General features: G+C 67.4%; 9 protein-coding genes. 2 read left to right on the top strand and 7 right to left on the bottom strand.

The features are described 5' to 3' along the window. Positions 1–8: 8 nt before the first annotated feature. From D7X96_RS04825 to D7X96_RS04805, 5 genes are all read right to left on the bottom strand, one after another. Positions 9–6,515: an RHS repeat domain-containing protein gene (locus tag D7X96_RS04825; protein ID WP_158626553.1), complete on the bottom strand. Its 6,507-nt coding sequence runs from the start codon at positions 6,513–6,515 to the stop codon at positions 9–11. A 1,601-nt stretch (positions 6,516–8,116) separates the two neighbouring features. Then, the gene (gene nadC, locus D7X96_RS04820; protein WP_208647271.1) at positions 8,117–8,995 is read right to left on the bottom strand and encodes a carboxylating nicotinate-nucleotide diphosphorylase; all 879 of its coding nucleotides are present in this window, start codon (positions 8,993–8,995) and stop codon (positions 8,117–8,119) included. Positions 8,996–9,004: 9 nt separating this feature from the next. Continuing rightward, on the bottom strand, positions 9,005–12,484 hold the full coding sequence (locus D7X96_RS04815) for a valine--tRNA ligase (RefSeq protein ID WP_121769098.1): 3,480 nt from the start codon (positions 12,482–12,484) through the stop codon (positions 9,005–9,007). A 53-nt stretch (positions 12,485–12,537) separates the two neighbouring features. Continuing rightward, positions 12,538–13,803: a response regulator gene (locus tag D7X96_RS04810; protein WP_120546633.1), complete on the bottom strand. Its 1,266-nt coding sequence runs from the start codon at positions 13,801–13,803 to the stop codon at positions 12,538–12,540. Between the two features lie 117 nt (positions 13,804–13,920). Continuing rightward, positions 13,921–14,733, bottom strand: a complete 813-nt coding sequence (locus D7X96_RS04805; protein ID WP_121722022.1) for a chemotaxis protein CheW — start codon at positions 14,731–14,733, stop codon at positions 13,921–13,923. 53 nt (positions 14,734–14,786) lie between these two features. Here D7X96_RS04805 and D7X96_RS04800 point away from each other — a divergent pair, with 53 nt between their 5' ends. Further along, positions 14,787–16,175: a GGDEF domain-containing protein gene (locus D7X96_RS04800; RefSeq protein WP_121722021.1), complete on the top strand. Its 1,389-nt coding sequence runs from the start codon at positions 14,787–14,789 to the stop codon at positions 16,173–16,175. Between the two features lie 6 nt (positions 16,176–16,181). On the opposite strand, the gene D7X96_RS04795 is transcribed toward D7X96_RS04800, so the two are convergent. Continuing rightward, positions 16,182–16,571 carry a demethoxyubiquinone hydroxylase family protein gene (locus tag D7X96_RS04795; RefSeq protein ID WP_121722020.1) on the bottom strand — a complete coding sequence of 130 codons (390 nt, stop codon included), beginning with the start codon at positions 16,569–16,571 and terminating at the stop codon, positions 16,182–16,184. A gap of 169 nt (positions 16,572–16,740) precedes the next feature. Between D7X96_RS04795 and sinK the strand changes: the two genes are divergently transcribed. Further along, positions 16,741–18,258 (top strand): hybrid histidine protein kinase/response regulator SinK, encoded by a 1,518-nt coding sequence (sinK, locus tag D7X96_RS04790; RefSeq protein ID WP_158626552.1) that lies wholly within the window; start codon positions 16,741–16,743, stop codon positions 18,256–18,258. A gap of 87 nt (positions 18,259–18,345) precedes the next feature. On the opposite strand, the gene groL is transcribed toward sinK, so the two are convergent. Next, positions 18,346–19,989: a chaperonin GroEL gene (groL, locus tag D7X96_RS04785; protein WP_120546638.1), complete on the bottom strand. Its 1,644-nt coding sequence runs from the start codon at positions 19,987–19,989 to the stop codon at positions 18,346–18,348. Between the last annotated feature and the right edge of the window lie 146 nt (positions 19,990–20,135).

Below are 20,135 nucleotides of genomic sequence, written 5' to 3'. Positions count from 1 at the left end.
GAGGGGCCTCACTCAAAGATGATGGGGTATGCCGTGAAGGGCCCAAATTCAGACAAGTTCAAGAAGCGCTGGGCGCTCTGTGGATCATAGATCATGGCTCGACCATTCCTCACGATCCCGACGGCCACATGATCAGAAATGGTGCGGCTGCTCCCCCTGAACACAATGAAAAACTGTTCTGAACGCGCGGTCTTCATTTCATTATATTGACCACCTCCCCATTTAATTCCAACACGGTTTCGAATTTGGCTCAGCACCCTGGTAATGACGCCACCGTTGGTCCTCACCGGCTCATGAGCCGCGTCGAGATTCAGCGTGCCGTCACGTACGCTCTCAAGGTAGGCGCACACCCCGTTGACGCAGTTGTCCTTGAGTCCTGCCGGATTGAAGGGCGCCTGACGCGTAGAGCGACCACTCGCTCCTATTTCCGTCGCGGCTCCCATGGCCGCTGCACGAGCCCGGTTGATGCTTGTCATCAAGTCCTTGACATTCACCCCCGTCTTGCGAAGCCCACTGGCCATCATGACAGTCTGGACCGCGGCGACTGTCGCATGGAATGAGTGCTCACCGACCGCGTAACTCTTTCCCTTGTCGTAGGCTTCGCTGGCGAGCCAACCATGTTCCAGGGCTTTGCCTGCGGGGTTGAGCGTATCAACCAGTCCGCCCAGGACTCCGTATTCCTTGACGCTAGACCCCAGCTGACTTCCCATGCCATACGTGTTGACGATGGCCCCGTAGGTCGGCATCAGCGACAACGAAGTTCCGAACGCCAGACCCGACAGCAGCTCCCCGGCGGCGTGCGCGGCACCATTGACCCAGGTCCCGGTCGGCGTGTTGACACGAGGCGTGGCGTCGCTCCCTCCCCCCCCGTAGATATTGGTGACGGGGGAAGACTGACTCTGCTGGCCGTACAGCCTGGAATTATTGGGAGTGGTGGACGGCTTCGTGCTCTCTCCCGTGTTGATGGTGCTGTTCCCCCCCGGGTCATGCGAACTCCCGTAGTTCCAGTCCACGGAGTCGTAGTGGCCTGGAATGGGGTTGGGGTTGAGTCCCCCTCCAGACATCCCGCCGCCGCCCCCAATCGTCCTTAAGATGTTCAACCCCGTGCCCAGGATGTCGAAACCCGTTGGATCAGTGTTGGCGAGGGGATTGTTCAGGCCGAAGCGATAGCGATTGAGTGAGGCCGATACCACAGGATCCGGCGTCAGGAAAACGCCGAGCCCCGGATCGTAGACCCGCCCGCCCAGGTCAACGAGCCCACTCTCGTCATCCATGGGATGCCCCTGAAAGCCCTTGCCCATCCAGGGAGCGGCGACCATGGACTGGGCCAGGTCACCCGGCGCCTGCCGGGTCCCGAACGGCGCGAACCTGATGCGCTCCAGGACGTTTCCCGCAGCGTCGGTTACGACAGAGGGCGTCCCCTGGTAGTCCGAGTGGATGTAGACCACCTGCTCGTCCGTCAGCGCCCCTGCACCGTCCTCCTGCCAACGCACTTGCGCGACGAGCATCCCGTTCGCGGTCACGTCGAACAGGTGCTCCACCACATCGGACATCCGCTTGCGCTCGTAGATCCCCGGGAGGCTCAGGACCTCGTCACCATTGGATATCGTCTTCAGGACGCGGCGGCGCGCGCCGTCGTACTGATAGGTGGTCGTCTCCTGGTTCAGGGAGATCTTCTTAGGCAGGTCGAACGCGGTGTACTCCACGGTGCGGCCGCGCCCGTTGTCGACCTGGTTCCCGACCGCGTCGTATTGCAGGAACTGGGTCTCCCCACGCTGGGTCCGGCGCGTGACGGCGTGAGCTCGCGGCGCGTCATGGGCGAACGCAGCCGTAAGCCCAGGGCCCGCGTTGATCCGATGGAACTTCAGGTTCCCAATGGCGTCATACTCAAAGGCCTGTCGAGAGATGGCCCCTCGCTCATTGATCTGCCAGTTCGTCAGCCGGTCGAGCTCGTCGTATTCGAAATCCTCGGACGTCTTCGAGATGAGGTCATGGCGCTCCAGCAGATTGCCAGTGGGCGCGAAGCCAAACGCCATCTGTTGGACCGGCAGGTAGGCGCCCTTGGCCTCCTGGAAGCGGAGCGTTCCCGACTTGTCGAAGACGCGCTTGGTGACGACGCCGTTGCCCGCCGTCTCACGCTGCACCTGCCCCAGGGCGTTGATCTCCAAGGCCTTCCAATAATCGACCCCCGTCAGGGCATTGCGGACGGATGCGGGATTGCCTGCGGCGTCATAGGTGGTCTGGACCACCAGCCGGCTGGGACCGCTCGCGGGGCCCACCTCGGGGTAGGCGAAGGTCGACGGCCTGCCGAAGTCGTCATAGGTGACCGTCGTCGCCAGGCGCCGCCCCGATACGGTCCAGGCCGTCTCCGAAGGCCTCCCCAACGTGTCATATGCAAACTCCGTCTTCACCCCGTCCGGGCTCATCACGCTCGCCAGACGGCCCACCCCTTGCGGCCCCGAGGCACTGTCCCAGGTGTAGGTGGTCGTCCCGTCCGAAGTCGTGACATTCAGGGGCCGGCCCAGGCCGTCCCGATCGAAGTTGGTCACGCCCAGCGCGTCCGTCCGCTGAACCACTTCATCGAAGGCGTTGAACACGACCGTGGTGCGGCCCAGATTGGGGTCTACCAGAGCGGTCTGTCGCCCCAAGGAGTCATATTCAAGGGTAGTCAGGTTGCCCAGCGGGTCCGTGATCCGAGCCAGGCTCCCCAACGCGTTGTACTCGAACGTCGTGAGGTTCTGGCCGCCCCCCGTCAGGACGTTCGCCGTGGAGACTACCTGTCCCAATCCGTTGACTTGGGTGATCGTCCGCCGATTGAGCTCGTCCACCGCCTCGGTCTGGAGCTGCGAATAGCTCCAGGTCCGGAAGCTTCCATCCAACCGGTTCAACTTGACCGGCCGCCCCAGCGCATCCGTATCAAGCGAGGTGTAGGCCGGAGGCTCATTCGCGGTGTGGGGCTGGGTGACGCGCTTCACCTTGCCGTCAGGCCGATACTCGGTCTGGACATAAACGGGCTCCGGTTGGGGGCCGGCGCGGACCCACTGCTGAAGGACGGGACGGCCCAGTGCATCCACTTCGAGCCGGGTCTCGGAGCCTCCTCCCACGGAGGAGATGGTGATCCAGCCGCCCTCGGCTCCAGAGCGCCGCTGGTAGGACAACGTGAGATCAGCCAATCCCGAGCCATCCACCTTCCGCTCACGACCAAACCCGTCGTAGCTGAAGGTCGTCTCCCCGCCCACCTCGTCCCGCTTGCTCATCAGGCTGCCGAAGCCCGGATGGTAGGAGAACTCCCTGCGAATGTTTCCGGTCTGAACCCAGGTAGGGAACATCGCGTCTAGGGGCGCATACCCGACGCTCTGGCGCCGGACGGCTCCGGTCAGGTCGGACACCTCCACCGCAGTGGGCGATCCCTGGTCGTCATAGAAGAACTGCGTGGTCAGCTTCTCCGAAACGCCTGCTGCTCCGGGAGACCGGATGATTCGCTCCACGAGCCCTGTCGTCGCGTGGGTCTGATACTCAATCGCTTGATTCGTCGTCCCCAGCGCGTTGGTCCACTGCGTGTCGGCCCTCCGAGGACGGGAGACCAGCCACCTATTCAAGTCTGGAGGTTCGTAGGCGTACTGGGCAAAGGACGATGCACTCTGACTGAACCCCGCCCCCCAAACGGTGCGAGAGCTCGTCGTGGTCGTATTGCCGTAGACGTCGAAGTTCGCCTCATTGAGGACTGCCTGGAAGCATGACTGACTTCCAGATTGTGGGTTGAGGTCACAGGTCTCCGAGGAGGAGGTTGTCTTCCGCACGCTCACCACGGTGCCCGGATGGAAGAGGTAGCTCCAGGTCTGCTTCTCCAGGTGGATCATCGCCCCCAGGGGCGTCTCGACGGTCGTTGAGTCAGGCAGGGCCACGTGGCCCGGAGTGCTCCGGGTCACGGTGGAGGTCGTCCGCGTCCCCGTGTTCTCGTCCGTGACCGTCCGCTCCTCGAAGCCAAGCCATCCACGTCCCTTGGCCGTGAGGCTGCCGGCGTACTGGTAGCGAAGGCCATAGGCCGGGAGCGTACCCACCCCGCCGAAGGCCCGCTTCACCACCCAGATGCCGCGGTGCATGGGCGTCGCGCCGGGCACCCCGAGAGCAGGCTCCGACGGCGTGTAGACGGTTCGGTCGCCGACGTGACTGTACTCAAACGAATCATAGGCGGCGCCATTGCGTACCGACACCAGGAGCGGCTGCTGCGAACCCTTGGAAACACCAACGGAGATGCTCGACGTGTCGCATGAGTACGGATCGGGAACGCCGTCCCCATTCACGTCCGCCAGGTTCTTGAAGTTCCCAGAACCACTGCCAATCCTGAACGGGTTGGTCGCTCCGGTCGGAGGTGCCGGATACTTCAGGGTCCAGTCAGACCAGTCAGTCCCGGTCTGTCCGAACAGATACAATCCCCACGACGTGCTGAACTCGGCACGTCCATCCGCGTTCATGTCAGTGACCATCAGGGTCGCGTCTGCGAAGAGGTTATTTGTTGTCGAAGCACAAACAGGCTCCTCGTAACCGTTACCGGTGTTGATCGCGTAGCAGGTGCGCTCCATTCGAGTAGATGGAAAAATAGGGTTCGGAAACGGGTGGGTGATGACATAGTCCTGAAGGCCATCACCGTTGAGGTCCGCAGGCGTGAGAATGTCCTCGGGCGCATGCCGACCATCGAACCCGCCCACAACGCCCACGTTTTCCAGTGAGTAGGTCGCGAAGCGGCCATCCCCGTAACCTGAACGGCCTTCACGGCCCAACTGGAAGGTCTTGAAGCCTTGCCGCGGTGACTTGAGCTGCCAGTTCACCAGCAACGTCAAGGGCCCCATGCCGTTTGGGTAATAGGTGCGATAGACAATCCCCGCATGCGAAGGACTGTAGGCGACGTATTCAGGGAGCCCGTCGCCTTCCAGGTCCGTGATGCTCCAGTCCTGAAGCGATCGCGGATAATCCTGTGACTCTTGGAACTCCATCGCGAACTCGATCTCACCCGTCTGCGAGTTCTTGTAGTTCCGATACAGCGCGTTCCCAGCGTACGCACGCCGCTCCTTGGGAACGCCCTGCCCCATCCATTCCCAAAACCAGTTGTACCGCGTCAGCATGAACTCCGAGCGCCGATCCCCGTTCAGATCGAAGAGCGCATGGCTCTCCCCCGCGATGGTGTCGACGTCCGGGAGTGTCCGGTCGTCGTTCGGCTGCCGCCCGATCACAGGCAGTCCCTTGGCAAGCACGGGCGGCCCGAACTCCGTCCCCAGGCTCAGCCGGTAGTAATACCTGTCATCTCCTGCCCCGTAGATGACGTCATCGCGCCCATCGCCATCGAGGTCTCCGAAGTAGCACTGCTTGCGTCCGACGCGTCCCGAGAAGGTGAACTTGACCTCCTGATTCCGCATCTCCAGGGGCGGGATGTCATAGTCGAAGGACAGATCCTCCTTGCACACGCCCTGGCCGTCGCATTCGGACAGCGCCGTCAGCAGGCTGGCGTACTCGCGGACGTGGTAGCCAGTCCTGTACTTGAACCGATACGTCTTGAGCTTGCCTTCGGCCACGGGGGCCGGCCCATACATCTCCAGGGCGGCCAGCCGCTTGCCCCGGCGCATCTTGTAGCCGGAGATCCACCGCTCCGTGGCGAAGGGATCATCCTCGTAAAGGAATTCGACCCTGCGGGTCGGCGCGAGGATCGCGGAGCCGGTATACCGGATCGTCTTGGGCAGGATTTCAGCGCCGGCTTGAGTACTCCCGAAGATCGAGTAATCGATGGTCATGAAGTTGCCCATCGTGTCCTCGACACGGCTCAGTCCCCATTCGAACCGGACGTACTTCTCCACGGTGCGCGTATAGGTGTCCGTCTGCGGCACGTACGCCACCTTCGTCTTGAACCCAGGGGAGATCGGGCCGTAGGTGCGGACGGTGCCGTCGGTCTGATACACCCTGAAGGTGGTAGGCCCCATCTCGGAGACGCCGAGCGCTACAATCTTCTCGTGCCCGTTGAACTCCGCGCGGTACTCGGAGCCCGCCAGCCCATAGGTCCCCGCGACGAGCAGCAGCCGCTGGCCATCCAGGCAGTACCGGTCTCCCGCGGGGCCGTCATCCAGCGTGGGATCCGATTCGATTCCGTCCAGCGCTCGGGACTTGCCACATCGGGTGATGCGGGAGATGCCGGACACGTCCCAGCCCATGCCCGCCATTCCGACGCCCACTTGGCTGCTGTAGCCCAGGGAGAGGTTCGGCCCGATTCCCGCTCGGGCTGGAGGCGTCCAGAGGGGGACGGAGTAGAGCGCGGCGCCGTTCATGGAAACGCCCGCGCCGCCCGCGACGGGGCCAGCCGTGAGGCCGTTCGCATCGACCTCTGTCGGAAGGATGGCCCCTGGCGCGGGGGGATTGAGTCCCTGGTCCAGCTTCGCGCTCCGCTGCGCCGAGGGCGGCGCATCTTCCTGCGCAAGGCCATTCAAACACCCGGACAAGAGAGTGTTGAAATAGAATAGCGCCAGCACGGCGGCGCCCCACCGCCTCGTGGTCTTGACTGGAGCCTTGTCTTCGTGATGCACAGCGCGCTTAATATGTCTCGACATCGCTCACCCCTGACCGACTTGAAGGTCGGTCCCCAGCCCTACTGCGCGTTGACACACCGGCCCGAGTAACACACCTGGCCCGCTTCACAGGTGCCACAAGACATGGTTCCGCCACAGCCATCGGAAATCGGCCCGCAGTTCACGCCCTGAGCCTCGCACGTGGTCCGCACGCACGTTCCGCTGCCTCCCGCCTGGGCGCGGCAGACCAATTCGTCGACGTTTCCGTCACAGTTGTCGTCGACGCCGTTGCACTGTTCCGCGACATTGGACGTGCAAGCTCCATAATAGCCTGACGCGCAGTAGGTGGTCCCCGGCACACTGCATTCGCCGTTGGTGACAGTGCATGACTGGGTCAAAGACCGGGGCTGCGTCGAATTGACAGCATTGTCGACGATCCCATCAGCATTGTCGTCACAACCGTTGCACGTCTCCGGCCCCACATTGCACGCTGCGCCATCCGCATTGCAGAAGTAATTGCATTGCGCGGTTCCCGCCTTGCCACCACAACCCGTGCAGGTGCCAACTCCGGAGCAGCCCCAGCAGGGGCCCCAGAAGCCGGCTGCGGCGTTGCAAATCTGGGAGCCGCCCACGCTACATGCGGCTGCTGTCTGACAGGGCCGCGACAGTGCCTGGGTGGTGCCAGGAATGTTATCAACGTTGCCATCGCCATCGTCATCGCAGGCGTTGCACTCCTCAGCCCCAACAACGCAGTTGCTCAGATTGCAAGTTACGTCGCAGGTCCGGGACCCATTCTTGCCACAATTGGTGCACGCAACGAGCCCACCGCATCCCGAGCAAGGGCTCCAAATCCCGGTCGTACAGGCCTGGGTGCCTGCAATGGGGCACGGTGTGTCTGTCCGGTTGCAACTCCGCGTCAGAGTCCTTGCGCCCTGGCCTGGCGCATTGTCGACAAGGCCGTCGGCATTGTCGTCACAGTTGTTGCACAACTCCGTTTCGGATGTCTTGCACGCAAGGACCTGGCCACTGCCGCTGCAAACGACTTTGCCAGTGGCACCGCCACAGCCCGTACAGGTCCCAGTTCCAATCCCTGCCATGGGCATGCACTTTCCCCAATAGCCCGTGCCAAAGCAGGTCATCGTGCCTGGACAGCCATTGCTCATGGAGCAACCCGCCTCATCGCCGGCACTGCAAACAGCGCCCCAGGCATGAGATTGGGGAAGCAGCAACACCAGAACTGCAAGGACAAGCCAGTACTTCGAGAAACCTTTGGGCATGATGGGCACACTTCGGCCTGAGCCCTTTGCGGGCTCGCTCGAACCATTAGGGGTGGATGGGGAGCGCCGGAACCTGCATTCGTACAGGGCCGCATACCAGACGGTCAATCCCCCGCGCCTTGAGTAGAATTTCGTTGCCGAAGGCAACGACCCACTTCCACGGCAGGTCAACTGGGCATGCGAGCGGGCATACGCAGATGAGGCGTAGGCTTCCCAACGCAAATGGGTAGGCGGGTCAGTCTTCTCTGACCCGCCTACCCATTCTCTCAACCTGGAATTTCGTTCGCTTCAGCCCTGCGAGGAGCGGGACTTGCGCGCGGGCTTCTTCGTCGTCGCGATCTCCAGCGACAGGTCCATGGCCCGCGCCGAGTGCGTCAGCGCGCCCATCGACACGAAGTCCACGCCCAGCTTCGCCAAGCGCGGCAGCCGGTCCAGCGTGACGCCGCCCGAGACTTCGATGGGCACGCGGCTGGCCGTCAGCTTCACCGCTTCGCGGATCTGCGCGTCGTCCATGTTGTCCAACATGATGACGTCCGCGCCCGCGGCGATGGCCTCCTCCAGCTGTTTGAAGTTGGTGACCTCCACCTCAACCTTCACCAGCCGGGGACCGTTCAGCTTCGCGCGCCGCACCGCCTCCGTGATGTCTCCACCCACGGCCGCGATGTGGTTGTCCTTGATGAGGATGCCGTCGAAGAGGCCGAAGCGGTGGTTGGACGCGCCGCCCATGCGCACCGCGTGCTTGGCCAGCCCGCGCATGCCCGGCGGCGTCTTGCGCGTGTCCAGCACCCGCAGCTTCGAGCCCCGCACGGAGGTCATCGCCTGCTGGGCCAGCGTCGCGATGCCGGCGGCGCGCTGCACCAGGTTGAGCGCCGTGCGCTCCGCGGCCAGCAGCGAGCGCAGCTTGCCGTGGACGCGCGCGGCGACCACCTTCGGTTTGATCTCCTCGCCGTCGCGCTTGAGGACCTCCACCTCCACCTCCGCGTCCACCATGTGGAAGACGCGGACGAAGGCGTCCAGGCCGGCGACGATCATCTGCTCCTTCGCGACCAGCTCACCGCTGCCCTCCGCTTCCGCGGGGACCACCGCCAGCGAGGTGACGTCCCCCGCGGCACCCAGGTCCTCGTCGAGGGACAGCGCGATGAGCCGATCGAGATAATCCTGCTGCACTTCCGCCTCCTACCGGCGCGCCTTGCGCGCCGGCTTGCCCCGAGTGGTCTTCTTCGCCGCGGCCTTCTTCGCGGCCGTCTTCTTGCCCGCCGCCTTCTTCGCGGAGGCCTTCTTCGCCGGGGCCTTCTTCACCGCCGCCTTCTTCGCGGCCGTCTTCTTGCCCGCTGCCTTCTTCGCGGAAGCCTTCTTCGCCGGCGCCTTCTTCGCGGCGCGCTTCTTCCCCGCCGCCTTCTTGGCCGGGGCCTTCTTCGCGGCCGCCTTCTTGGCCGGGGCCTTCTTGGCCGGGGCCTTCTTGGCCGGGGCCTTCTTGGCCGAAGCCTTCTTCGCCGGAGCCTTCTTCACCCGCTCCGCCGAGCCCTCGGGCGCCTCGCGGGTGTCGCCACCCTCCTTGGCCCGGTCGAACTCGCGCATCGCGTCGTCCACGAGGCCCATGCTCATGTACGCGACGCCCAGGTCATGGTGGTCCGCCGGGGACAGCCCTTCCTTGGTGCCCTCGCGCAGCTTGTTGAGCGCCTCCTCCACCACCGGATCCGCAGCCTGGGGCGCCTGCGAGGCCTCTTCCGCCTCGATCTCGCCCTTGAGCTCCTGGCCCAGGTTCACCCCTTCGTCCTTCGGTGCCCGCGGCTCGGTGGCCACCTTCACCTGTGCAGTTTCAGGCGCGGGGGACTCGGACGCTTCAGGGGCTTCGGACTCGGTGCTGCCCGGTAACGGTGACGGCGTCTCGGACATGGGGGGCTCCGGGGCGATGCGCTGGAGGTGATCCTGCAGCTTGACCGTGCGCTCCTGGAGCTCCGCCACCCGGGCCTTGTCCTTCTCCACCACGTCCGGCGGAGCACGGGCCACGAAGTTGGGGTTGTCCAGCTTGCGCTGCAGACTGGCGAGCTCCTGCTCGGAGCGGGCGATCTCCTTCTTGAGGCGGTCGCGCTCCGCGTCCAGGTCCACCAGGCCCGCCAGGGGCACGTAGATCTCCAGGTTGCCGCTCACGAACGCCGCCGCCTGCGGAGGCTTGGCGCCCGGGGGGCCCACCACCACCTCGGACAGGCCCGCGAGCGGCATCAGGTACGCACGCCAGCGCTCCAACAGATCGCGCGTCGTCGCGTCCGGGCTCTGCACCACCGCCTTCACCTTGGCGGCCGGCGACAGGTTGCTCTCGCCGCGCAGCGTGCGCACGCCCTCGATGGCCGCGATGACCGGCGCCATCTCGCCTTCCGCGGCCGCGTCCACCCGCGCCGCCTCCGGCTCCGGGTACGCCGCGATGCAGATGCTCTCCGTGGGCCGGGACATCGGCAGCTTCTGCCAGATCTCCTCGGTGATGAACGGCATGAACGGGTGCATCAGCCGCAGGATGCGGTCCAGGCACGTCACCAGCACCGCGCGCGTGGTGTCCTTGGCCTCCGCGTCGTCGCCGTACAGCGAGCCCTTCGCCAGCTCGATGTACCAGTCGCAGAACTCCGCCCACAGGAACTGGTACAGCGTGGACGCCGCCTCCGCGAAGCCGAACGCCTCCAGCGACGCGCGCGTGGCCTCCGTGGCCTTCTGCAGCCGGGAGAGGATCCACCGGTCCGCCAGCGTCAGCTTGCGGCCCTCCAGCGGCGTCTTGTCCAGGCTGAAGTCGCCCATGTTCATCAGGGCGAAGCGGCTGGCGTTCCACAGCTTGTTGCAGAACGCCTTGTAGCCACCCAGGCGATCCATGGACAGCTTGATGTCACGGCCCTGCTGCGTGAGCGACGCCAGCGTGAAGCGCAGCGCGTCCGCGCCATGCGCGGGCATGCCCTGCGGGAAGCGGTTGCGCAGGGACGGCTGCAGCGCGTCCGCCTTCGCGCCGAGGATGACGTCCAGGGGATCGATGACGTTCCCCTTCGTCTTGGACATCTTCTCGCCCTTCTCGTCGCGCACCATCGCGTGCAGGTACACGGTGCGGAAGGGCACATCCCCCATGAAGTGCAGGCCCATCATCATCATCCGGGCGACCCAGAAGAAGATGATGTCGTGGCCCGTCTCCATCACGGACGTCGGGTAGAAGGTCTTGAGGTCCGCCGTCTCGCGCGGCCAGCCCAGCGTGGAGAACGGCCACAGCGCGGACGAGAACCAGGTGTCCAGCACGTCCGGGTCCTGCGTCAGGTCCTTGCCGCCGCACTTGGGGCAGGACTCCGGCGGCGTGCGCGAAACGATGACGTCCGCCGTGTCCTTGGAGCGCTCCTCCGCGGGCGTGCACGCCGTGCAGTACCACGCGGGGATCTGGTGGCCCCACCACAGCTGGCGGCTCACGCACCAGTCGTGGATGTTGTTCATCCAGTGGAAGTACGTGTTCGTCCAGGACTCGGGGACGAACTTCGTGCGGCCCTCCTCCACGGCCTGGATGGCCGGCTTCGCCAGCGGTTCAATCTTGATGAACCACTGCGGAGACAGGCGCGGCTCCACCACGGTGGCGCAGCGCTGGCAGGTGCCCACGCTCAGCTTGTGCGGCTCCTCCTTCTCCAGCAGGCCCTGCTCCGTCAGGTCCGCCAGCACCTGCTTGCGCGCCTCCGCGCGATCCAGGCCCGCGTACTTGCCGGTGTCCTTCGTCATCCGGGCCGCTTCGTCCAGGATGGACAGCATCGGCAGCTTGTGACGCAGGCCCGTCTGGTAGTCGTTGAAGTCGTGCGCGGGCGTGACCTTCACCACGCCGGTGCCGAACTCCATGTTCACCAGCTCCGCGTCCGCGATGATGGGGATCTCGCGGTCGGTGAGCGGCAGGCGCACGCTGCGGCCCACGAGGCCCAGGTAGCGCGGATCCTCCGGGTGCACGGCGACGGCGGTGTCACCCAGCAGCGTCTCCGGGCGCGTCGTGGCCACGGTGAGCGTCCGGTCGCTGTCCTTCACCGGATAGCGGATGTGCCAGAGCGAGCCGTTCTTCTCCTCGTGCTCCACTTCCAGGTCGGAGAGGGCCGTGCGGCAGGACGGGCACCAGTTGATCAGCTTCTGGGCCCGGTACATCAGGCCCTCTTCGTACAGCCGGACGAACACCTCGCGCACCGCGGCCGAGGACTGCTCGTCCATGGTGAAGCGCTCGCGGCTCCAGTCCAGCGACGCGCCCAGGTAGCGGTGCTGCTCGCCGATGCGCGCGCCGAACTTGCCCTTCCACGTCCAGACGCGCTCCAGGAACGCCTCGCGGCCCAGGTCGTGGCGGCTCTTGCCTTCCGTCTTCTTGAGCTCCTTCTCCACGACCATCTGCGTGGCGATGCCCGCGTGGTCCGTGCCCGGCAGCCAGAGCGCGTTGAAGCCGCTCATCCGCTTCCAGCGCGTGAGGATGTCCTGGATGGTCGCGGTGAGCGCGTGGCCGATGTGCAGGCTGCCCGTCACGTTGGGCGGCGGCAGCACGATGCTGAACGGCGGCTTGGAGGAAGGGGCTTCGGCGCGGAAGTAGTCACGCTCCAGCCAGTGGTTGTACCACCGCGCCTCCACCTCGGAGGGCTCGTAGGCCTTGGACAGTTCAGTCGTGTCAGTCATTGCAAGCGGCCGGCCCCCGACGGGGCCGGCGGGGAATCAGGGGGGACTGCGAATCAATGCTGGGTCTCGCGGTCCTTGATGAGCCGCTCCAGCTCCTGCCGGATGATGGTCTCCGCCAGCTGCGGGACGACCTCCCAGGCAATCTTCTCGATGACCTCGCGGGAGGCCTTGGACAGCGCCTCGCGAAGCAGCGCCTCGCCGCCGTCCGCGGACGGACGGGCCTGCTGAGCGGGCGTGGCGGCCGGCGCCGGGGGCCCGCCAAGGTCCAGCGAAATCTCCTCCGCGCCGCTGGGCTCGGGCAGCGAGTCCTCGATGCGGATGCTCTCCGTGCGCGCCTGGGCGGCGGGCGGAGCGGACGGGGCACCCAGGCCGAACGGATCCCGGGCACGGGCCGCCGGAGGCACCGCGGCGGGCGGGGGCGCGGACGGCAGCGCCGCGGCGCCCGGAGGACGCGGGAAGCCGCCCGGGATGTTCGGAGCGCCAGGGCCCGGCGGACGCGCGGCCATGCCCGGAGGCGGCGCACCCGGAGGACGCGCGCCCGGCGGCACGGCACCCGGAGGAGGACGCGCACCCGGCGGCATGGCGCCCGGAGGCGGCGCACCCGGAGGACGCGCGCCCGGCGGCATGGCGCCCGGAGGAGGACGCGCACCCGGCGGCATGGCGCCCGGAGGCGGCGCACCCGCGGGACGTGCACCCGGCGGAACGGCGCCCGGCAGCGGACGCGCGGCGCCCGGAGGCGGAGGAACACCGGCGCCCGGAGGACGCGCGCCCGGAGGCGGCACGCCCGGCCCCGGAGGACGCGCACCCGGCGGAACCGCGCCCGGAGGCGGCGCACCCGCGGGACGCGCACCCGGAGGCGCGGCGGCGGCGGGCGGCGCAGCGGCCGGGGCCACTGGAGCGGCGGTCTGGGGCAGCACGCGCGTCGCGGCGGACGCGGGCATGGTGTTGGACTTCTGGCCCACCAGGGCCTTCACCTTGTCCAGGAGGATCTGGCTCTCGAAGGGCTTGGTGATGTGGTCATCCGCCCGGGCGGCCTTCGCGCGGTTCTCGTCGAACGCCTCGAAGGTGCCGGCGAGCAGCAGCACCGGGATGGCCTGCGTGGCGGGGTCGCTCTTGAGGGCCTCGCAGACCTCGTAGCCGCTCTTGCCCGGCATCATCACGTCCGCGAGCACCACGTCCGGACGCAGCTCGCGCGTGCGGGAGATGGCGTCCAGCCCGTTGTCCACCGCGGTCACCTGGAAGTCTTCCGTCGCGAAGATCATCCCGATCACCTTGCGGATGGTGAGCGAGTCGTCGGCGATCAGTAGATTCTTGGGCATCGGCTCCGGCCTCGGGGGGCGCATACCCCCCTGAATTCGTTTGAGATTTCGGGCGAGCAAGCCTGCCTGCACGCCCTGTGTCAATCGGAGAAGCTTAGGATTCGCGCTTTGGGCCGATCAAGAAAACATGCGCTGCAGGTCCAGTAACATCACCGGATCCGGCAGCCCCGGTGCCCGGAACGTTCCGGGCAGCTCGGCCGGCTTGAATTTCTGCAGCACGCCAAGCACCCGGGTGGCCGCCAGCCCCACGTTCCGGCCGGCGAGCTCCGTGAGGACGAACAGCTCCTCCACCCGGGCCGGCGCCCCCAGAAGCGCCGGGACCGAACAGATGGGCCACAGCGCCTGCGCGTGCGGATAGACGCCCGCCACCGGCCCGCTCTGCACCGGGAGCACGCTGAAGGCCTCGCCCCGGGGCACCACCTGGGAGACCGAACCCAGGGGGACGCCAAAGAGCACTCCCTGTGACTCCAGCACCAGCGCCCGCTCCGGGGGCGCGTCCGCCCAGTGCACGGGCCGGAGCTCCGGCGGGGCCGCGCGGGGGCCCGCCCGGTGCGGCAGCGCCTCCACGATGAGCTCCAGGTACAGCCGGTCCTTGTGCAGCACCGCGCCCCGGCTCAGGGGCGCCAGCGAGTCCGCCAGCCCCGGAGGCAGGAGGAAGAACGGATCCCTCGCGACGTCCGCGACCTCCACCACCGAGCGCACCCGCACCGCGAGCGTGGGGCTGACGTCCAGCACCACCACCATGCCCGGCACGTCCTCGGGCGGGCCGCCGAGCAGCGAGGAGAGATCCTTCACCTCGAGTACGCCACGCAGGCTCGCGCCGCGTGCGCCCGGCATCGCGACCTCGATGACGGACGTGGCCTCCACCGCGTAGCGCGTCTCACCGGCCTCCACCAGCAGGCAGAGCCGCCGTCCGCTTTCAAAGGGCACGGGTTGGGACCCTAGCAGCCTTCCAGCGTTGGGTGCTAAGCCCTGAACAAGTCATGGCGCGCCTGCTCCTCGTCGACGACGAAAAGATCGCTCGCAACCTGTACGGCGACTACCTCACGGCCGCGGGCCACTTCGTCACGGCGGTGGCCACCGTGGCGGACGCGAAGGCCGCCCTCTCCGCGCAGCGCTTCGACGCGGTGGTGACCGACCTCATCCTCCCCGGCGGCGACGGCATGGAAGTCCTCCGTCACGTGCGCGAGCGCTACCCTGGCGTGGAGGTGCTGGTCATCACCGGCCTGGACAAGGTCGCCCCCGCGGTGCGCGCCATCAAGAGCGGCGCGGCGGAGTATCTGGTCAAGCCCGTGGCGCCGGAGGCCCTGGAGCACGCGCTGCGCCGCGCGCTCACCACGCGCGACCTGATGCGTGAGAACGCGTCCCTGCGACAGCACGTCGCGCTGCTGGAGGCGGGCCAGCGCATCGCCACCACGCTCGACCGCGAACGGCTGGCCGTGGCCACCTCCGACGCGCTGGAGTCCATGGCCAACGCCTCCGCGGTGATGCTCCTGGAGCGCGACCCCACCGGCACCGGCTTCCGCTCGCACGGCATGCGCGGGCTGCCGGTGGACCTGCACGAGGCGCTGGTTCCGCAGCTCATCGAACGGCTCGCGGGCTCGCGCACGGCCCAGGCGCTGGACGGCCTGCAGGTGCCCTGGCCGCGCACCCTCTCCTTCCCCGCCGTGGACGGCGACCTGGTGCTGGGCCACGCGGTGCTCTTCCACGACGGCGCGCCCCCGGAGCACCACCCGGAGACGGTGGGCTTCCTCGTGCGCAACTGGGCGCTGGCCCTGCGCAACCTGGGCCGCTTCGCCGCCGTGGAGGACCTGGCCTACGTCGACGACCTCACCCGCCTGTTCAACACGCGCTACCTGCACCTGGTGCTGGACCGCGAGGTGAACGAGGCCCTGCAGACGGAGCGGCCCTTCTCCCTGCTGTTCCTGGACCTGGACCGCTTCAAGGCCATCAACGACACGCACGGGCACCTCGTCGGCTCGCGCGTGCTGGTGGAGGCCGCGCGCGTGCTCAAGGGCTGCGTGCGCGATCCGGACGTGGTGGCGCGCTTCGGCGGCGACGAGTACGTGGTGCTCCTGCGCGGCACGGACTCCGGCGGAGCCCTGAAGGTCGCCGAGCGCATCCGCCGCACCATGGAGACCCATCAGTTCCTGGGCCGCGAGGGGCTGGCGCTCAAGCTCACCACCTGCATCGGCGTGGCCAGCTTCCCGGAGCACGCCCAGGACAAGGACCACCTCCTGGACCTGTCCGACCGCGCCATGTACCGGGGCAAGCGGGGCACCCGGAACGTCGTCTACATGGCGGCGCAGGACCTGGAGGCCACCCCCGCCGAGCGCCGGCAGAACCCACCGCCGGCGCAGGGCCAGGGCTGAAGCGCGCTACTTGCGCAGGCTGCCCACGGTGAGGCGCTTGGGCAGCTCCACCTCCGCGGGCTCGCCGCCACCGCCCTCGCTGACCGCCTCCACCTCTTCGTGGGACGCGCCGGTGGTGATGAGGCGGTACTTCTGGGACGCCTCGCGGTCGTGCTGGGCCTGCTCCGGATCCAACCGGGCGATGAGCTGCCAGAACAGGGCGGCGTGCTCGCGCTCCTCGTCCATGACGTGGCGCAGGATGGCCTTCGCCTCCTCGTTGTCCGTCGCGTCCAGGTGCGCGGCGTAGAGGTTGATGGCGTCCAGCTCCGCCTCGATGTTGAGCCGGATGGAGCGGGCCAGTTCGGAGTCCGTCAGCTTCCGGGGCACCAGCGAGTGGAACGGGTTCGTCTGCGGCATGGGGGCCTCTGCGACAGGGAGAGTCCCCAGCAGGCGAGCGGGCAACATGCGTCCCGTCAGGCCCGGCTGGAGGGCGGTCGCGAGCATCCGTTCGCTCGCGGGCGGGGTCAACCGAATCCCGCCGGGGGTGCGTTGCGTGTGAACACCCGCCTCCGCCATGCTCCCGCGCATGGAGACCCCCTCGCCGCTCGCGCAGCTGCTCCAGGCCCTGGACGCGGGGGACCTGGACAAGGCCCGGCTCGCGGCCGTGGCCCTGCAGCGTGCCAACGCCCACACCCACCAGGTCGCCGCGGAGGTCCTCCACGAGCTGCGCCAGCCGCTCCTGGGCGCCAAGGCCTACGCCCAATTGCTCGCGGAGGAAGGCGGCTCCAGCGGTCCGTTGAAGCTGCTGCTCGCGCAGGTGGAGCGGATGGAGCAGATCGTCTCCGACTTCATCCGCCTGGCCAGCGAGCGGCCGGCCCCGCAGCAGCGGCTGTCCCTGGCCGCGCCCATCTGGGCGGCGGCGAAGGTGTTCAGCGTCAACCCGGACTCGGCGCGCATCTCGCTGGAGGTGGAGGCCCCCGAGGACCTCACCATCCAGGGCAACGCGCGGCTGATTGAGCAGCTCACGCTCAACCTGCTCAACAACGCGCGCGACGCCATGTCTGGCCGGGGCCGAGTGAAGGTGACGCTCGCGCGCGAGGGCGCGTCCGCGGCCCTCTACGTGTCCGACTGGGGCCCGGGCATCCCGGACGAGCTCAAGACACGCATCTTCGAGCCCTACGTCTCCGCCAGCAAACGAGGCACGGGGCTGGGGCTCGCCGTCTGTCGCCGCATCGCGCAGGAGCACCACGCGCAGATTGCCCTGGTGCCGCCCACGACGCTGCGCGAGGTGCCGCCGCCCGCCACGGTGTTCCGCGTGCTCTTCCCGCCCACGGACGCGCCCCGACCGCCGCGCAAGCGCCTCTTGGTGGTGGACGACGAGGGCATCATCCGGATGGTCTTCAAGGACCTGATGGACAAGGAGTGTGAAGTCATCGAAGCGGCCACGGGCGAGGCCGCGCTCGAGATCCTGCGTGCGTCGCCCGTGGACCTCATCGTCACGGACAAGAACCTGCCCGGGCTGTCCGGCCTGGAGCTGGCCCAGCACGCGCGCAAGCTGGACCCCGCGTCGCGCGTCATCCTGATGACGGGCTACCCCTCGCTGGTGACGACGCAGCAGGCGCTGCAGCTGGGCGTGGTGGACTACCTGCTCAAGCCCTTCGACGACATCCGCCAGGTGCGCGCGTTGTTGCGGCAGGCGCTGTACACGCCGGCCGCGCCGCCCGCTCCGGCCCCCAGCGCCGCCATGCGCCGGGTGGACGTGCTGGAGGACAACCCGGCCACCGCGCGGCTGATCTCGGAGGCGCTGACCCTGCTGGGCCTGGAGGCGCGCATCGTCGCGAGCGCGGAGGCCGCCGCGATGGAGCCGCCCGTGGGCGTGGTGGTGTCGTGGGACTTCGCGCCGGCCTACGGCAAGAAGGCGCTGGAGCTGGCCCGGGGCCTGAGCCAGGGCGCGCCCTTCGTCGTCCTGGCGGAGCACCTCACCATGGAGACGGCGCTGGCGTCGCTGCGCGCCGGGGCCGCCGCGTGCCTGCCCAAGCTGCTCTCCGACACCACGGCCCTCAGCCGTGAGCTGGGCCTGGCCTTCAAGAAGGCCGCTTCCTGAAAAAGACTCCGGCCCCGGGTGCCCCGCTCTCGCGAGGCCCACGGGGCCGGAAGAAACCCTACGGTGCTACCGAGCCGTCACGCCGGCTCAGTAGTCCATGTCGTCGCCGCCGTACTCCGGCATGGCGCCGCCGCCCGCGCCGCCCTTGGCCTTCTTCTTCGGGCGCTCGGCGATCATCGCCTCGGTGGTGAGCAGCAGGGACGCCACGGAGGCGGCGTTCTGCAGCGCGGTGCGCTCGACCTTCGTCGGGTCGATGACGCCGGCCTTCTCCAGGTCCTCGTAGGTCTCCGTGCGGGCGTTGAAGCCGAACGCGCCGGTGCCGTCCTTGACCTTGTTGATGACGACGGCGCCCTCGACGCCGGCGTTGCTGGAGATCTTGCGCAGGGGCTCCTGCAGCGCCTTGCGGATGATGTCCACGCCGAAGTCCTGCTCGCCGCCCAGCTTCAGGCCGTCCAGCGCCTTGAGGCTGCGGATGTAGGCCACGCCGCCGCCGGGGACGATGCCCTCTTCGACGGCCGCGCGGGTCGCGTGCAGCGCGTCCTCCACGCGGGCCTTCTTCTCCTTCATCTCCACTTCGGTCGCCGCGCCGACGTTGATGACCGCCACGCCGCCCACGAGCTTCGCCATGCGCTCCTGGAGCTTCTCGCGGTCGTAGTCGCTGGTGACCGTCTCGATCTGGGTGCGGATGAGCTTGATGCGGCCCTCGATGTCCGCCTTCTGGCCGGCACCGTCCACGATGGTGGTGTTGTCCTTGTCCACCGTGATGCGCTTGGCGCGGCCCAGGTCGTTGAGCGTCAGGTTCTCGTACTTGTGACCCAGCTCCTCGCTCACCACCATGCCGCCCGTCAGCGTGGCGATGTCCTTGAGCATCTCCTTGCGGCGGTCACCGAAGCCCGGCGCCTTCACCGCGGCCACGTTCAGCACGCCGCGGATCTTGTTCACCACCAGGGTGGCCAGGGCCTCGCCCTCGATGTCGTCCGCGATGATGAGCAGCGGCTTGCCCGCGCGCGCCACCTGCTCCAGCAAGGGGATCATGTCCTGCATCGACGAGACCTTCTTCTCGCTGATGAGGATGTAGGGGTCCTCGTGGACGACCTCCATGCGGTCGCGGTTCGTGACGAAGTACGGCGACACGTAGCCGCGGTCGAACTGCATGCCCTCCACCACGTCGAGCGTCGTCTCCAGGCCCTTGGCCTCCTCGACGGTGATGACGCCCTCCTTGCCCACCTTCTCCATCGCGTCCGCGATGATGGTGCCGATGGTCTCGTCACCGTTCGCGGAGATGGTGCCCACCTGCGCGATGGCCTGCTTGTCGGACGTGGGCTTGGAGAGCTTCTTCAGCTCCGCCACCACCACCTCCACCGCCTTGTCGATGCCGCGCTTGAGGTCCATGGGGCTGTGGCCGGCGGCCACCAGCTTCAGGCCCTCCTCATAGATGGCGCGCGCGAGCACGGTCGCCGTCGTGGTGCCGTCGCCGGCCTTGTCGGAGGTCTTGGACGCGACCTCCTTCACCATCTGCGCGCCCATGTTCTCGAAGCGGTTCTCGAGATCGATCTCCTTGGCGACGGTGACGCCGTCCTTGGTGATGGTGGGCGAGCCGAAGCTCTTCTCGATGACCACGTTGCGGCCCTTGGGACCGAGCGTCACCGCGACCGCGTCCGCGAGAATCCGGACACCGCGCAGGATGGAATCGCGCGCGGACTGGTGGAAGAAGATTTCCTTCGCTGCCATCGTAACCTCCTGAAATACCTGGGGAATCTACTGCGAATGGGGGTGGCCGTTAGCACTCGGCCATGTCGAGCGCCAACATAAGGGCCGCATCGACGATGTCAACGGAAAGGGGCAGGCGTGTGGGCCTGAGGACGCCTTCCAGCCCG

The organism is Corallococcus interemptor (assembly GCF_003668875.1).
Lineage (GTDB): Bacteria > Myxococcota > Myxococcia > Myxococcales > Myxococcaceae > Corallococcus > Corallococcus interemptor.
The sequence above is the reverse complement of the archived record's forward strand: the minus strand, read 5'-3'. Positions and strand labels throughout refer to the sequence as shown.

Excerpts from the sequence above, each read along its gene's own strand:
- D7X96_RS04815 (WP_121769098.1), bottom strand. The coding sequence starts at position 12,484 with ATGACTGACACGACTGAACTGTCCAAGGCCTACGAGCCCTCCGAGGTG.
- D7X96_RS04810 (WP_120546633.1), bottom strand. The coding sequence starts at position 13,803 with ATGCCCAAGAATCTACTGATCGCCGACGACTCGCTCACCATCCGCAAG.
- D7X96_RS04800 (WP_121722021.1), top strand. The coding sequence starts at position 14,787 with ATGGCGCGCCTGCTCCTCGTCGACGACGAAAAGATCGCTCGCAACCTG.
- D7X96_RS04795 (WP_121722020.1), bottom strand. The coding sequence starts at position 16,571 with ATGCCGCAGACGAACCCGTTCCACTCGCTGGTGCCCCGGAAGCTGACG.
- sinK (WP_158626552.1), top strand. The coding sequence starts at position 16,741 with ATGGAGACCCCCTCGCCGCTCGCGCAGCTGCTCCAGGCCCTGGACGCG.
- groL (WP_120546638.1), bottom strand. The coding sequence starts at position 19,989 with ATGGCAGCGAAGGAAATCTTCTTCCACCAGTCCGCGCGCGATTCCATC.